Annotated in this window: 16 protein-coding genes and 1 tRNA gene; 7 read left to right on the top strand and 10 right to left on the bottom strand. The window is 57.4% G+C overall.

Annotated elements, in window-relative coordinates:
* Positions 1-335: 335 nt before the first annotated feature.
* The 7 genes from AC27VJ_RS20890 to AC27VJ_RS20860 form a co-directional block, all read right to left on the bottom strand.
* Positions 336-554 carry a hypothetical protein gene (locus AC27VJ_RS20890; RefSeq protein ID WP_488685624.1) on the bottom strand — a complete coding sequence of 73 codons (219 nt, stop codon included), beginning with the start codon at positions 552-554 and terminating at the stop codon, positions 336-338.
* Positions 555-688: 134 nt separating this feature from the next.
* Positions 689-1,780, bottom strand: a complete 1,092-nt coding sequence (locus tag AC27VJ_RS20885) for an LLM class flavin-dependent oxidoreductase (RefSeq protein WP_488685623.1) — start codon at positions 1,778-1,780, stop codon at positions 689-691.
* The gene (locus AC27VJ_RS20880; RefSeq protein WP_488685622.1) at positions 1,777-3,507 is read right to left on the bottom strand and encodes an ABC transporter ATP-binding protein; all 1,731 of its coding nucleotides are present in this window, start codon (positions 3,505-3,507) and stop codon (positions 1,777-1,779) included. The genes AC27VJ_RS20885 and AC27VJ_RS20880 overlap by 4 nt, the downstream gene beginning before the upstream one ends.
* Positions 3,486-4,334 (bottom strand): ABC transporter permease, encoded by an 849-nt coding sequence (locus tag AC27VJ_RS20875; RefSeq protein ID WP_488685621.1) that lies wholly within the window; start codon positions 4,332-4,334, stop codon positions 3,486-3,488. Before AC27VJ_RS20875 ends, AC27VJ_RS20880 begins: the two co-directional genes overlap by 22 nt.
* The gene (locus tag AC27VJ_RS20870) at positions 4,331-5,341 is read right to left on the bottom strand and encodes an ABC transporter permease (RefSeq protein WP_488685620.1); all 1,011 of its coding nucleotides are present in this window, start codon (positions 5,339-5,341) and stop codon (positions 4,331-4,333) included. Before AC27VJ_RS20870 ends, AC27VJ_RS20875 begins: the two co-directional genes overlap by 4 nt.
* Before the next feature lie 38 nt (positions 5,342-5,379).
* Positions 5,380-7,032, bottom strand: coding sequence for an ABC transporter substrate-binding protein (locus AC27VJ_RS20865; protein WP_488685619.1), 1,653 nt, complete (start codon positions 7,030-7,032; stop codon positions 5,380-5,382).
* A gap of 514 nt (positions 7,033-7,546) precedes the next feature.
* Positions 7,547-7,631, bottom strand: a tRNA-Leu gene (locus AC27VJ_RS20860).
* Between the two features lie 251 nt (positions 7,632-7,882).
* Here AC27VJ_RS20860 and AC27VJ_RS20855 point away from each other — a divergent pair.
* Positions 7,883-8,398, top strand: coding sequence for a disulfide bond formation protein B (locus AC27VJ_RS20855; RefSeq protein WP_488685618.1), 516 nt, complete (start codon positions 7,883-7,885; stop codon positions 8,396-8,398).
* A gap of 5 nt (positions 8,399-8,403) precedes the next feature.
* Here the strand turns inward: AC27VJ_RS20855 and AC27VJ_RS20850 are convergent, their stop codons facing one another.
* Complete coding sequence (locus AC27VJ_RS20850; RefSeq protein ID WP_113089221.1) at positions 8,404-8,961, bottom strand: HNH endonuclease; 558 nt, start codon at positions 8,959-8,961, stop codon at positions 8,404-8,406.
* 99 nt (positions 8,962-9,060) lie between these two features.
* Positions 9,061-9,771 carry a DNA-3-methyladenine glycosylase family protein gene (locus AC27VJ_RS20845; protein WP_488685617.1) on the bottom strand — a complete coding sequence of 237 codons (711 nt, stop codon included), beginning with the start codon at positions 9,769-9,771 and terminating at the stop codon, positions 9,061-9,063.
* On the opposite strand from AC27VJ_RS20845, the gene gluQRS reads away from it, so the two are divergent.
* Entirely contained in the window at positions 9,770-10,651 is an 882-nt protein-coding gene (gene gluQRS / locus AC27VJ_RS20840) for a tRNA glutamyl-Q(34) synthetase GluQRS (RefSeq protein ID WP_488685616.1), read from the top strand. The genes AC27VJ_RS20845 and gluQRS overlap by 2 nt on opposite strands.
* Here gluQRS and AC27VJ_RS20835 read toward each other — a convergent pair.
* Positions 10,622-11,530, bottom strand: a complete 909-nt coding sequence (locus tag AC27VJ_RS20835; RefSeq protein WP_488685615.1) for a YihY/virulence factor BrkB family protein — start codon at positions 11,528-11,530, stop codon at positions 10,622-10,624. The two genes, gluQRS and AC27VJ_RS20835, sit on opposite strands and share 30 nt — an antisense overlap.
* A 185-nt stretch (positions 11,531-11,715) precedes the next feature.
* On the opposite strand from AC27VJ_RS20835, the gene AC27VJ_RS20830 reads away from it, so the two are divergent.
* From AC27VJ_RS20830 to AC27VJ_RS20810, 5 genes are all read left to right on the top strand, one after another.
* Positions 11,716-12,549 (top strand): SDR family oxidoreductase, encoded by an 834-nt coding sequence (locus AC27VJ_RS20830; RefSeq protein WP_488685614.1) that lies wholly within the window; start codon positions 11,716-11,718, stop codon positions 12,547-12,549.
* 62 nt (positions 12,550-12,611) lie between these two features.
* The gene (locus tag AC27VJ_RS20825; RefSeq protein ID WP_113089216.1) at positions 12,612-12,809 is read left to right on the top strand and encodes a twin transmembrane helix small protein; all 198 of its coding nucleotides are present in this window, start codon (positions 12,612-12,614) and stop codon (positions 12,807-12,809) included.
* A 15-nt stretch (positions 12,810-12,824) separates the two neighbouring features.
* On the top strand, positions 12,825-13,412 hold the full coding sequence (locus AC27VJ_RS20820; RefSeq protein ID WP_488685613.1) for a cob(I)yrinic acid a,c-diamide adenosyltransferase: 588 nt from the start codon (positions 12,825-12,827) through the stop codon (positions 13,410-13,412).
* Between the two features lie 21 nt (positions 13,413-13,433).
* Positions 13,434-14,270 (top strand): rhomboid family intramembrane serine protease, encoded by an 837-nt coding sequence (locus tag AC27VJ_RS20815; protein ID WP_488685612.1) that lies wholly within the window; start codon positions 13,434-13,436, stop codon positions 14,268-14,270.
* Between the two features lie 119 nt (positions 14,271-14,389).
* Positions 14,390-15,136: an electron transfer flavoprotein subunit beta/FixA family protein gene (locus AC27VJ_RS20810; protein ID WP_488685611.1), complete on the top strand. Its 747-nt coding sequence runs from the start codon at positions 14,390-14,392 to the stop codon at positions 15,134-15,136.
* The last annotated feature ends 14 nt before the right edge of the window (positions 15,137-15,150 follow it).

Here is a 15,150-nt window from a genome sequence, read left to right as displayed (position 1 = left end):
TATATGCTAATATATGTTTTGGGGGTTCTTGCTATAGCAAATTCACATGATTGCTTCGGACTAAAAACCTAGAGGATGTTGGCTTTTGGCGCCAATCAGGGGTTCTCTTGGCATCATAGGACTCCCGCCCCTAGAGAATTTAGAAAAAGCTCCGCGAACCGCAGTCACCGCTCGGATTTTGCAAAGGCACTTGCTGCAAACGCCCGAACGGCAAAAACAAAATACATATTATAAATATATTTATTAGAGGGAATTAACTCAGCCTTAGCAGAACGGCTGTGACGACGATTCAACTGGAGATCTACTGAAAAGACTGCAGGCATGGTCCAGTCAACTCAGGACTTATCGTTAGCCTTATCGTCAAAATTGACATCCCAATTCTTGTCAGATTTTTTCTTGCCCGGAGGATCGCGATGTTCCGTCGCGTCTTCTGATCCGGTTATGACCGTCGGCTTGGCGCTGGCGACGCCAGAGCTTTTTCCATCCGCCTGAGAGGGTGCATACTGACCTTTTGCATCCTGTTCTGGCCCTGTTTTTGAGGTCTTCTTATCCATGTCATATCTCCTTATGCAGAGGTAACAGGAGTAAGGGTCGATAGTTCCATCGATTCAGCGTGCAGCGACGCACGAAATGACCTTTAGCTCCGCCTTTGCAGGCAGAGCTTTCTCGTCTCAATCACGGGTGAAGGTTATTGGCGTGATGGACCCGGTGACCATCCGAAGGCTGGGACTACCGTTTCGGAGAGATCGGTCAGCAACCGCAAATTCTCTTCAAGCCCGAAAGCAGGCGGCAGGAACAGCACGATTTCATCGGCAGCGGCAAGGCCGGGATCGTTATAAACCGCTTCGATGACCTGATCCGGCGCACCCTGAAATACGGGGGAAATTTGTGCGCCTTTGGGTTGGCCGGGTGGTTCGAGCGCGCCTTTGGGGCGGGACGCCGCGATGCCCTTGGTGCGACGCTCCAGATCATAGGCCGCGTATTTGTCACGCAATTCGGAGGTGGTGCCGACGAGGATCGAGGCGGCCACGGCAACCGGCGGCGGCTCCGTCCCCCATATCTTGCGCCACGTCGTCCGGTAGGTTTCGATAATGCGGGCCTGATATTGCCCGAATGTCTCGCCCTCTTCCTGATCGTGCTGAACGGTGCCGGAAATCAGACCGATACCGAGCTCTGCCGCCTGTATGGCCGAACCGACGCTGGCAGAGCCCTGCCGAATGCGGGATCGAAGCGTGGGGCTGTGCGGCGTGACCCGCAATTCTGCACCCTGCGGCGCGCCTTGGCCAGCCTCGGTAACGGTGTGAAGAACCTCACCTGCAATCGCCGCCAGAAAACGTGCCTGCCGCCGCTTTGCTTCCGTTCGCGCATCGGTATCAACGGTGCCGAAAACGGCATCGAAAGCGCCGTTGGCGCCGGTCGAAATAGCCAGTTCCAGCCGCCTGCCGATCAGCAAATCCGTGGTTCCCGCCGCTTCGGCCAGCAGGATCGGGTCCTGATACCGCATGGGAATGACGGCAGAGCCCAGCGTGATCGAACTCGTATGCTGGCCCACTGCGGCAAAGAACGGAAGCGGTGATGATAGATAATGGTCAAAGTGCCGTTGATAGGCCCAGCCGGATTGGTAGCCCAGCCGTTCCGCCTCCACGAAAAGCCTGATCCCGTCTTTCAGCCCCTGCGCCGGGCCGGCGTCATCGCTGAACGACACTCTCGTGTTGAAACCCAGGCGATGCTTTGAACGAAATGAAGCCGCTAGTGTTGGGCTTGATAGGGCGATGGTCATGCGATCTGTTCCTTGCGAGCAACGCGCCGCACAGCGGCTTGCGGCACTTCGGACGGCGCATGGATGCCGGAGGGGATGGATTCCAGCAGGGTCGCGGTATAGGCATGGCGCGGATTGTCGAAGATGTCACGAACCAGTCCGTGTTCCACGATGCTGCCGCGCTGCATGACCGAGACGGTGTGAGCAAGCTGCCGCACGAGCGCCAGATCGTGGGACACGAAGACATAGGTCAGACCAAGCTTGGCCTGCAACGAAAGCAGAACCTCGACAATTTCTGCCTGAACGCTAACATCGAGGGCGGAAGTCGGCTCATCGAGCACGATGACATCCGGCTTGAGGACCAGCGCACGCGCAATCGCAACGCGTTGACGCTGGCCACCGGAAAGCGCCCCCGGCTTGCGGGCGAGCAAATGCGCGCCCAGCCCAACATTCGCCAGCGCTTCCCGCACCTGCTCAGTGCGCTCCTGTTTCGTGCCGATTTTGAAGCGGCCCAGAGGTTCTCGTACCAGCTGCTCCACCGTCCATGTCGGGTCCAGCGACGTGAACGGATTCTGATAGACCAGTTGAAGATGTCGCCACACCTCGCGCAGGGACTCTCGCGACCGGCCGGAAACACGCTCTCCCGCAACAGTAATCTCGCCGCTATCCGGCTGCTCTAGGCCCAGCAGCAAGCGGATCGTCGTTGTCTTGCCGGAGCCGGATTCGCCCACCAGCGCATGGGTCGTTCCCGGCGCGACGCTGAAGGAGATGTTGTCCACGGCGGTCGTTGTCTTGCCATCGACCGTGAAGGTCTTCGAGACATCCGTGACCTCGATCTTGCTGGGCTTTTCGGCGCCACCGCTGACGAGCCGAAGACCGGGATCGCGCAGCCGGGCGTATCGATCTGGATTGAGCGCAGGAACATCCGAGTGCAGCTTTTTCGAATAGGCCGAGTTGGGCGAGGAGAAGACGGCCCGCGTGTTGCCCGCCTCCTGTACCGTGCCGTCTTTCAGAACCACCAGCTGATCGGCCCGCTCTGCGGCAATGGCTAGATCGTGGGTAATGAGCAGGAGGCTGATGTTCAGATCGTGCTGCAAGCGCGACAGAAGATCGAGAATGCGTTTCTGGATCGTCACATCCAGCGCCGATGTCGGCTCATCCGCCACCAGAAGTGCCGGGCGCGGCAGCACCGCAAGGCCGATCAACACGCGCTGAAGCATGCCGCCGGAGAGCTGATGCGGGTAGGAATCATAGACCCGCTGCGGATTGTCGAGGCCAACCTGCGCGAATATATCGAGAATGAGGGCCTTGCGGATGGCCGCATCCGGCTCATCCGTCAGATCCGCTGCTTCCATCGCCTGCGCGCCGATTGTGCGAACCGGGTTGAGCGCATTGCCCGGATCTTGCGGAACAAAGCCAATGGTTCGACCACGCAAGGGCCGGAACTGCCTCTCCGGCAGAGCCAGCAAATCGCGGCCATCGAACTGCACATGTCCGCTTGCCTGCCCGCCAGCGGGCAAGAGCCGCAGCACGGCGCGGGCAATGGTGGATTTACCGGAGCCCGACTCCCCAATCAGCGCAAGGCTTTTGCCCCGCTCCAGATTAAAGCCCACATCCCGAACGACCGTCTGTTTGCCGTATGCGACGGACAATCCATCGACTTTGAGAATAGGACTGGCCTGCTTGGCCACTGGGGGCAAAGCGTTGCTGTGAACGAGTGTGGGGGTCAGTCTGTTTTGCGAAGCCATCGGCTGATCCTATTCACTGAGAGGACGGTCAAGATCGTGACGAATGCGGGTGCGTAAACAAGCCACGGCCATTTCAGGTAATCCTTGCCGATAGAGATCAGCAGGCCCCAATCCGAGGCGGGTGGCGGATCGCCGTAGCCGAGGAAAGCGAGGCTGGCGATAATGAGAATGGATTCGCCGAATTGCAGCACCGCGAGCGGCAAAATCGAGCGAGACGCATTCGGCAGAATGTGACGCCAAAGAATGTACCAGCGCGAGCCACCCGCCAGAAACGAAGCTTCCACAAAGGTCGCCTGCCGCGTCTTGATGACCTCGGCGCGGGAAACACGCGCGAAGATCGCGACTGCCGATACGCCGGTGGCGATGGCAGCATTGATCGTTTCGAAACCGATGGCGGTGACGACGATGACCGCGAGCAAAAATTTCGGGATGGCTAAGAGCACATCGACAAAGCGCGCAAGGACGACATCGACCCAGCCGCCGAGGAAGCCAGCCATCAGGCCGATCAGCCCTCCAGTAACAACCCCGATGACGACGGCGACCAGCGCGCTCGTGACGGAAGAAGCGGTCCCATAGACAACGCGGGTGTAGAGATCGCGTCCCAGATGATCGGTGCCAAACCAATGCTCAAGGTTGGGGCCGAGCAGCTTGTCAGCGGGAACGCCGACAAAAGGACTGTGGCTGGTGAACAGGCCGGGCGCTATCGACCAGGCGATAACGAGCACAACGATGGCTAAGGAGATTGCCACGATAGGCGGCATCCGAAGTGCAGCTTTCCAGCCGGATTGCTCTACGCCCGACGAAGGTGAGCTATAGACGAGGCTCATGGTGTCACCGCCTTGATTGCACTGATGGAGGTTTCGTCAGCAGTGGTCGGGCTGCGCTTCTGCCCGCCCAGGATTTTGACGCGTGGATCGAGCAGCGGATAAAGAAGGTCAGCAATGAGGTTGACGAGAACGAACACCACCGCGCCCAGCGACACCACAGCCTGCAAGACCGGCAAATCCTGCGTGCTGACCGCGCGCTGCACTAGACTACCAATGCCGGTGCGGCCATACACCGTCTCGGTAATCAGCGAGCCGCCGAGCAATTCGCCGATGGTCAGTGCGATGACGGTGACAATCGGCAGTGAGGCGGGTTTGAGCAGGTGTTTTGCAAACAGGCGCGTGCGCCCGATGCCACGGCTGCGGGCAACCGTCGCATATTCCTGCTCCGCCTCCCGGTCTAGGTTGGCAATCAGCACCTCTGCGATCTGTGCGGAAACCGGAATGCCAAGCGCAATCGCCGCAAACAGGGTGGCCCAGAAGCTATCAGGATTGATGACGCGGAAGAGGCCTATCTGAAAGCCGAAAATATGGATCAAGGCCAGACCGATCACGAAATTCGGCACCGAGAGGAACAGCGAAGGGAAGCCTCGCAGCAGCCCCTGGCCGTAGCGTTTGGGCACGAATTGCGTCCCATAGGCCACCGCAATTGCCAGTATCAGTGCAACCGCAAGGCCTGCGGAGGCAAGAATGAGCGTCGATGGCAAGACCTCCGCAATCAAGGTCACCACTGGACGGCTGGAGCGCATCGAAAGACCGAGATCCCCGGTCAGAAAGCCGGAAAGGGAAGACCAGAGCTGCACCAGCACCGGTCGGTCCAGCCCTTGAGCCGCTATGATTTCCGCAATCTGCTCTTCGGTAAACCCGTTCTGCGGGTTGCGCAGCACGCTGGTTATCGGATCGCCGGGCAAAATGCTGACGACCACGAATGTCAGGACATAGGCCAGCAAGATGACGATCACCGCTTGGCCAAGCCGCTTTGCGGCATAGGTCAGATAGCTGTTGCTCACACCGGCACTCCTTTCACATGGAAGGGTTTCAAAACGTCTTAGTCTGCAAGGAAAGCCGTGTAGTAGCTGGCATAAGCGACGCCGTTATAGACCTCGCCCTTGAGCTTGGGTGATTGCACATAGATGCGCTGGACGATCTGCGTGCGCGGGATGAAATATCCCTGTTCCAAAACGTAATGCTGCAATTCGCCGAGCAGCGGTGTTCTCTCATCCAGCGATCCGGCAGCGGCGATCTTGTCGCGCAATCCGTTCAGCGTCGCGTCACGGTCATCGAGAGCAAACCAGTTCTCGCCATTGTTGGCGTTGGTCAGAATGCTTGCGACCGTTCCGGCATCGATGAAGCTGCGCGTCACCTCATAGGCGGGAACGGCAGCACCGCCGAATTTCACCTTTTCACCAAATGTCACCACGTCATAAGCACGGATTTCGACCTTCCAGCCGAGCTTTCCAAGCTGCTGGGCAATCAACTCATCGACCGAGCGTGATGTGGCCAGATAGGGGTTGGAGTGGATCGTCAGCACAAGCGGCTTGCCGTCCTTCGCGCGGATGCCACCGGCACCCTTGACCCAACCGGCCTCGTCCAGAAGCTTCTCTGCCTTGGCCGGATCATAGGCCAAAAGTGCACTCTGGTCGGAAGCGCCGGGCACATTGCTCTGGATGAAGGAGGTCGCCAGCTTCCAGTCCGACGTATAGACGGTGTCGATGATTTCTTGACGGTTGATACCCGCCTGCAGCGCCTGACGCACCTTCACATCATCATAAGGGGCATGTTTGGTATTGACCGCCCAGCCGTTGACGAAACCGAGGTAACGCGGCGTGGCAACGGTAAACCCTTCTTCTTTTAGCGACTTCAGTTCCTGAGGAGACGCGTTATAGGCAACGTCTGCCTGTTCGGACTGGACAGAGGCCACCCGCAGTGATGGTTCAACAACCAGCTTGTAGGTGATGGAATCGAGGAAGGCCGGGCCGGTGTGGCCGACAGCCAGCGGACCCCAATTATAGTCCTTGCGCTTTGTCAGAGTGACATGGTCACCCTCTTTCCAGGATTCGACCACATAGGGTCCGCTGCCGGAAGTCTTGCTGAGATCGGCCTGTTCGGTTGCCGGCTGCGCAATGGTTTTCGGGGAGATCAGGATCGAACCGTGATAACCGAGCGTCGGAATAAACCCAAGTGTCGGCGCCTTGAAGAACACCTTTACCGTTGCTGAATCGCCGGCCTCGGCGCGCTCATAGGTTTTCGGGAAGAGGCCGATGGGGTTTATGCCTTCCTTCTTGCGCCCGGCATACCAAATATCGAGATTAGCAACGACGGCAGCAGCATCCAGCGGCGTGCCATCAGAGAAGGTCACGCCGCTCTTCAAATGAAGCGTAAATTCGGTAGCCTTGTCGTTCTGCTCCCAGCGCTCCGCCAGCCACGGGCTGACCTTGCCCTCGGCATCGACGTAAACCAGTTTGTCAGCCACATGACCCCAAATATGGCCCTGAAAGCTTGAGATCGCACTGTTGTTGGGTATCCAGGTATCGCCGAGAGAGTCGATCAAAAAGGTGATGTCGCCACCATCGCGCGGAGTTTCGGTGGCAAGGGCAGGATTGAAACCAGCCGGAGAAACCAAAGCCGCTGCGGCCGCGACTGCTGTCGTAATCAACAGGCGACGGCGGGAAAGAGAAAGCAGAGAAGAACGGTCGGTCATGTATGTTTCCTGAATATGAATGCGTTTTCGCGTTGCTGTGATCACAGGCGGCTTGGGAGAGCTGAGCGCACAGTTGCTCCTTCGCGGGACAAGTTGTGCCGAGCGAACCACGCCTGTTTTGAAGTTGGGATGAAACTGTCGCTATGCCGCTGGAATGAAACGGTGGGACCAATGTAGCCCGCTACTCAATCCGCTGCGGCCGCTTCGTTTAAAGGCCGCGCCTGGTGCTACATGTCGTGATCATCAAGCGGCCCCTTTCCGATTTTTGATGAATATCATGCCACACAGACTACCAATGTCTCGCTTGATAGAAAGACCGCCTGTTCTTTTTCTATGGAATTTGTGGATTATTTTTCCCGCCGTTTGGCTTGACGTTAGCACTGGCTTTCACCGTGCTTTAGACAAGTCGGGAATGCTGACAGGAACATCTGTCCAGAACGTACGAAAGCTATGCCAACGAATGGGGCAAAAACAGCTTAACATCGCAATGATTTCTGTGGTGCTGAAAAGCTGATGGTGCCCCTTGCCGGAATCGAACCAGCACTCCTCTCGGAACCTGATTTTGAGTCAGGCGCGTCTACCAATTCCGCCAAAGGGGCAACTTTGGAATCTCATTCCTTGGTATGCGGCGGACTATACGAACCGGGTATGTGAGGTCAACAGATTTTTGCGAAAATCTCGAATTCACGAAACTTTGCTCAGAAGCGGTATCACGGCATTCGATGAAGGATTTGCAAGCGGCTTGAGACTGGATTAGAGGCATTGGGCGGACTTTAATAATGTCTGCAGCCCGCCTTGTTTTTTACCCAATCACTTGTTTCAAATCTTGCGTCGAATGTAAGGACAGACCATGGAAAGTGCAGCCTCTGCAGAGAAGAACCGTAGCATGTCGGCCATTTTGGTTACGGTGGGAATGATCTTCACCGTGGGATCGGCGCTAGGCTTCCAGCACATTGGTGGTTACACCCCCTGTGCACTCTGCCTTTTGCAGCGAGACCCTTATTATTATGCCATTCCGGTTGGCATTCTTGCCATTGCCGCCAGCCTGTTCAAGCTGCCGGTGTGGCTGACAAGGTCTGCGCTTGTTCTGATCGGTATCGCCATGCTGATCGGTGCTGGCCTTGGCGTGTATCATTCGGGGGTGGAATGGGGTTTCTGGCCGGGTCCGATCACCTGCTCGACGGGTGCCCCATCGGTTACGACCAATGCCGGTAGCCTGCTGAACGACCTCAATGCCATCAAGCCGCCATCCTGCAACGACGCCGCACTGCGCGTTCTCGGCCTGTCTTTCGCGGGCTGGAACGTGATTGCAAGTATCGTTCTTGCGGGCATCGCGTTTTTCGGTACGACCCGCAAGAGCGCCTGAGCCGATCAAGGCTGCAATTCGGTATCCCAGTAGAGATAATCCATCCAGCTTTCGTGCAGATAGTTGGGTGGGAAAGAACGGCCATTATTATGCAAATCCTGCACCGTCGGCTGATAAGGCTTCTGGTGCGGGAACATGCCTGCAATCTTCGGCAGCTTGCTGCCTTTCTTCAGATTGCAGGGTGAGCAGGCCGCGACAACGTTCAACCACGTCGTTTCACCGCCATGAGCACGCGGAATGACGTGATCGAAAGTCAGATCGTCTTTCGAACCGCAATATTGGCACTCGAACTTGTCACGCAGAAACACGTTGAAGCGTGTGAAGGCGGGATTTCGCGTCGGCTGCACATAGGTCTTCAGGCTTACGACACTCGGCAGCCGCATGGAAAAACTGGGCGAACATACCGCGTGATCATATTCTGCAATGATGTTCACACGGTCAAGAAATACGGCCTTGATCGCGTCCTGCCAGGACCACAACGACAAGGGATAATAACTCAGCGGCCTGTAGTCTGCGTTCAGAACGAGCGCGGGCAGGGCCTGTGGTGAAACTGCAATCGTCAAGGGCGTCTCCTGATCGATTCGGCATCTGCACTTGTATATTAGGTCTGTTGTTACAGGATTGTGAAGCCTATAAATGAAGCGCTGAAAGAAAGGCTTATTTCAGGCAATCGGCAAGACATCGCGCCGCGTCATGGACGCATAATAGGCCCAGAAAAGCCGGGCCGCGACAGACCGCCACGGCGACCAGAACACCGCCATTTCTGCCAGTTGTTTGGCACTCGGGCGGGTGTCCATGCCAAACGCATTGGCCACGGCTGCCTGTAGCGCTACATCGCCGGATGGAAAAATGTCCGCGTGCTTGCCACAAAACATCAAATAGACCTGCGCCGTCCATGGACCGACGCCCTTCAGCGCGGTCAACGCGGAGAATGCGCTCACATCATCCAGCAGGTTCACAGATTCGAGATCAAGCCCGCCCTCGACGATAGCGGCGGCAACGCCGTGCAGGGTTCGCGCTTTGGCACGGGAAAGGCCAAAGCGCGGTACGTCCACAGAGGTTACGGCCAGATAATTCCGCGCCGTCACCTCGCCCATCTCATCAAGCAGTCGTCGCCAGATGGCATCGGCGCTGGCGCGGGACACGACCTGCGATACGATGATATGGGCAAGCCCCGCGAAACCGGGCTCGCTTAGCCGTAACGGCAGCGGCCCTGCCCTCTCGGCGACGCGCTCCAGCCGCGGGTCTGTGAGGACAAGGGCTTTCAGTCCTTCCTCGATGTCAGCAGCATTTCGAATGATTTTGACCACCGCACCCCAACACGCATGACTTCGTCTTGGCGAAGCACCGGAAACCGTGGCAGAAGAAACCATGTCTTCGCTTTCAGGTCAAAAGCCGGTTTTTCGTTTTGCACCGAGCCCCAATGGCCGGCTGCATCTGGGCCATGCGCTCTCCGCCATGCTCAATCATGACATGGCGAAAGCGGTGGACGGACGTTTTCTTCTGCGCATCGAAGATATCGATCTCACGCGTTGCACGCCGGAACTCGAGCAGGGAATTTACGAAGACCTCAGGTGGCTCGACCTTTTATGGGAAGAGCCCGTGCGCAAGCAATCCGACCATTTTGCGGATTATCGTCAAGGGCTGGAGACGTTGATCGGGATGGGACTGGCCTATCCGTCCTTCATGAGCCGTAGCGAGACGAAAGCTTTCGTCAGAAACTACGAGTCCAACGGACAGATCTGGCCACGCGACCCTGATGGCGCGGCGCTCTATCCACCGCTCGACAAGCAAAGGCCCGCAGAGGAAGTCGCAGCGCTGCTTTCGTCAAATATCCAGCACGCCTGGCGGCTGGATATGGACAAGGCCATCCCCCACCTTTGGCATTCTCTGGAATGGGGTGAGACCGGCAGCGGCGAGAGGGCAATCATCAAGGCCGATCCGGCAGCGTGGGGAGACGTCATCCTGTCCCGGTCCGATGCACCGTCCAGCTATCATCTGTCCGTTGTGCTGGATGATGCCTTGCAGGGTATAACCAATGTCGTGCGGGGCATGGATCTGTTTGCCGCGACATCAGTCCATCGATTGCTCCAGCATCTGCTGAAACTGCCGGTTCCGGAATACCATCACCACCAGCTGGTGTTGGACGAGGAGGGTCGGAAACTCTCCAAAAGCATCAGCAGCACGGGCCTTCAGGCTTTGCGCCAGCAGGGCCACACACCGTCAGATATCCGCAGCCTCCTCGGCATCTAGCGCTTCTCTCAGGCTGCCATTGTGAATGCCTGCCTTGATGACATGCCTGATGCGATATTTCATCAGCGCCGCATTCACCTCGGCCCCCAGCATGAAGATGACGCCCACCATATAGAGAAAGACGAGTACGATCATAACCGAGGCAAGACCGGCATAGGTCGCCGCATAATTGGCGAAGGTCGCCAGATAATAGGCAAAGATCGCCGCACCGATGACCCAGAAGATCAGCGTCAGAATAATGCCCGGCAGAACATCCCATATGCGGCGGCGTCCGGCGGGAAGCCACAAATGCGCGGCTGAAAGGCCGACGGCCAGAACGATGATCGTGCCGTAAAGGCCGAGATTGGAGACCGTGACCAGAACATCTTTCAACAAGGGAAAGCGCGTTTCCGCAAAGGACAGCGCCACCGGCACAGCAACGAGAACGATGCTGATAGCAGCAAAGGTGGTCACCGCGATGACCACATAAAACAGGCTGAGCAGGCGGGTCACGTACCACCATCGCGTTTCACTGACCCGGTAGGCACGGTTGAGAGATATTCTCAGCGCTTCCACACCGTTGGAGGCGAAATAGGCGGCGGCGAGAACCGAAATCGTCAGCAGTCCACCACGCGGAATGGTCAGCACCTGTTGCACCTGCGCGGCAAGCGGTGCTGCAATGGCGGCTGGCCATGTGTCGAAGATGATATGGACGGCGGTTTCGGCAAACTGGTCAGCCCCTAAAAAACCAGCCAGCGCCGTTCCGAAAATCAGAAACGGAAACAAGGCCAGAAGAATGGAAAGCGCGACATGGCTCGCCATCGCCCAGCCGTCATCCTCGGCAAAGTGAAAATAGGCATCGAAGGCGACTTTTCGGACAATGTCCAACGCGGCAACCATGTCACCTCCTCAATCGGCATTTCATTTGTAACCCATGGCGAGATATGGGAAGTCAGTCATGCTTATACAGCGCATGAGACCACGCGCCGGTTCCACTTGAAAAGAAGAATTGTGCACTACTGAAATTCACCCTACGCTTTTCTAGGCATTTTTCATAACACGTCCTGCCCGAGGAAACCTATTCCATGTCCGAAAAACCGGCCATCATCATCACCGGCTGCTCCTCCGGCATCGGCGCTCATTGTGCCGAAGCGCTTCACAAGGATGGCTGGCGAGTGTTTGCCACGGTGCGACGCACGGAAGACATGATTGCGCTGGAACGCAGCGGCATCGAGACGCTGCTGATGGATTACACCCAGCCGGAAACCATCGCCGTCCTGGTGGATGAGGTCGCGGCAAGAACCGGTGGGCGCATCGACGCGCTCTTCAACAATGGTGCCTATGGTCAGCCCGGCGCGGTGGAGGACTTATCCGTCGATGTTCTGCGCCAGCAGTTCGAAACCAATGTCTTTGGCTGGCACGATCTGACATGCCGCATCATTCCGTTTATGCGCAGGCAGAGACACGGGCGCATCGTCCATTGTTCATCCATTCTCGGTCTCGTGCCTTACCGCTACCGCGGTGCCTACACGGCGTCGAAATTCGCTCTCGAAGGGCTGGGCGTTACGCTGCGCATGGAGCTTCAGGGCAGTGGCATTCACGTCAGCCTCATCGAGCCCGGCCCCATCGCCTCGAAATTTACCGCAACTGCACTGGCGCATATCAAGGGCAATATCGACCTCGAGAATTCCGCGCATGCGCAAGACTATAAGCGCCAGCTTGCGCGGTTGGATGGCAGCGGGCCTAAAAACAAGCACAAGCTTGGTCCAGATGCCGTTTACAGGGAATTGAAGCATGCCTTGACGGCGCGGCGTCCAAAAACCCACTACGTCATCACCACCCCAGCCAAACAGGCGATGATTTTGAAACGGCTTTTGCCCGCCGATTTGTTTTACCGATTGCTGCGCAAGTTCGACTAGCGCTTTAACATCCCAATCAGCTACAACGCATTCAAGGTCACGGCATTTCGGGAGGGTAGAGCATGTCGAGTTTCACCATGGTTCTTGCAGCCATCGTCATGGGTCTGGTGGTGCTTGTGCTGATACGCGGGCTGTTCAACATGCTCAAAGGCACGGATGCCAACAAATCCAACAAGTTGATGCAACTGCGGCTTCTGCTGCAGGCCATCGCCATCATCCTCATCATGCTGACCCTGTGGCTGACGGGCGGCGGGCGATAAGGGGCGAGAGCAAACATGGTCAAGCTGAACAAGATTTACACCCGCACCGGCGATGATGGCACGACCGCTCTCGTATCCGGACCACGACGGACCAAGCATGATCTGCGCGTGGAAAGCTATGGAACGGTTGACGAGACGAATTCCGCCATCGGCGTTGCCCGGCTGCACACATCGGGCCTTGCTGAACTCGATGCGATGCTGTTTCGCGTGCAAAACGACCTTTTCGACCTCGGTGCCGACTTGGCAACGCCTGACACGGGCGAGGCGCTCTCCTACGAGCCATTGCGGATCGTTGAAGCGCAGGTCACGCGGCTGGAAAACGAGATCGACGCATTGAACGCCGGTCTTTCACCGCTGAAATCCTTCGTCCTACCGGGCGGAACGCCCGCCGCCGCCTATCTGCATCTTGCCCGCACCGTGTCACGCCGCGCAGAGCGGCAAATGGTGGAGCTGGCGCAGATGGAGGGCGAAGTGGTGAGCAGCGCAGCGCTGAAGTATATCAACCGTCTATCCGACTTCCTGTTTGTCGCGGCCCGCTTTGCCAATGATGCGACGAAATCGGACATGCCCGATATTCTCTGGGTTCCCGGTCAGAACCGCTAGGTCAAGCAAGGGCGTTTTCGCATGTTCATTCCATTGCACGATGCGAATTCGCTCAAGCACATCAAGCTGCAATATGTGACCCTGTCGCTGATCGGTCTCAATGTTCTCGTCTGGCTGCTGACGGGCGCTTTTGCCAGCAATGAGGCCGCCAATGCCGCGGCCCTTGGTCTCGGCTTCATTCCCGCAGTCGTCTTCGACTATGCTTACCTAGAGCCCGCGCTGCAAATCGTGCCCGATGATGCGACCGTTTTGACCTATGCGTTCCTACATCTGAATTTCTGGCACCTTGCCTCCAACATGGTCTTCCTTTGGGTGTTTGGCGATAATGTCGAGGACGCATTCGGCCATCTGCGCTTCCTGCTGTTTTACATAGCCTGCGCGATCGCAGGCGCACTCTTCCACGGCCTTGTCGAGCCTGCATCGGAAGCCCCGCTTATCGGCGCATCCGGTGCGGTGTCGGGTGTGGTCGCAGCCTATCTGCTGCTGCATCCCAAGGTGCGGGTGTGGATCCTCGTCTTCATGCGCATTCCCATTCCCCTGCCCGCCTTCATTCCACTGGCGCTATGGGTTGGGCAGCAATTCTTCATGTTCGCCTTCGGGTTTCAGGAGCGCGTCTCCTGGGGCGCGCATGTGGGCGGCATTATTGCAGGTGCGATCCTCGTGCTGTTTCTGCGAAGTAAGGGCGTGCCGCTGTTTGACCGCTCCATAGTGACGCCGCGCGCCGTCGAACATAAAAATCAGGGCCCACAAGCCTGTCGTGTCGCAAACGGAACGGCCTTTCGATGGTATTCGATGAAGATTGTCACAAGGATTGATATTTACGTTCACGTTAACGTAAGATATCCGCAACGTGCATGAGATCATGAGCATTGCTCCGTTGAAATTGCGGGAAAAATGCGTATCCATGTCGCAACTTGATTATCTGGAGGACCGTTCGGCGTCTCGCTTTGCGGTCAGGAGTTGAAGGAAGGTTATCGATGAAAATCCTCGTCCCTGTGAAGCGTGTGGTGGACTACAACGTCAAGATTCGCGTCAAGGCGGATGGTTCAGGCGTTGAGCTTGCCAACGTCAAGATGTCGATGAACCCCTTCGATGAGATTTCCGTCGAAGAAGCCCTTCGCCTGAAGGAATCTGGCAAGGCGGAGGAAGTCGTCGTCGTTTCCATCGGTCCTGCCAAGGCGGAAGAAACGCTCCGCACGGCACTGGCCATGGGTGCAGACCGCGCCATCCTGATCGAGACCGATGAAGCCGTCGAGCCGCTGGCCGTCGCCAAGCTTTTGAAGGGCGTCGTTGAAGCCGAAGCTCCGGGCCTTGTCATCGTCGGCAAACAGGCCATCGATGACGACAGCAACCAGACCGGCCAGATGCTGGCAGCGCTTCTGGGCTGGGGACAAGGCACATTCGCCTCCAAGGTCGAGCCTTCGGACGGCAAGGTTGCCGTAACCCGAGAAGTGGATGCCGGTTTGCAGAAGGTGGAACTGAAACTTCCCGCCGTCGTCACCACCGACCTTCGCCTCAACGAACCGCGCTATGCGTCTTTGCCAAACATCATGAAGGCAAAGAAGAAGCCGCTCGACAAGAAGACGCCTGCCGATTTCGGCGTCGATATCGCACCTCGCCTCAAGGTCCTGAAGACCGAGGAGCCCGCAGGCCGCAAGGCTGGCGTCAAGGTTGGTTCGGTGGCCGAGCTCGTATCGAAGCTCAAGGCCGACGGCGTCCTTTAAGAATTCGGATAGGG

This window comes from Agrobacterium sp. 20P9.1.2 (assembly GCF_057799395.1).
The sequence above is the reverse complement of the archived record's forward strand: the minus strand, read 5'-3'. Positions and strand labels throughout refer to the sequence as shown.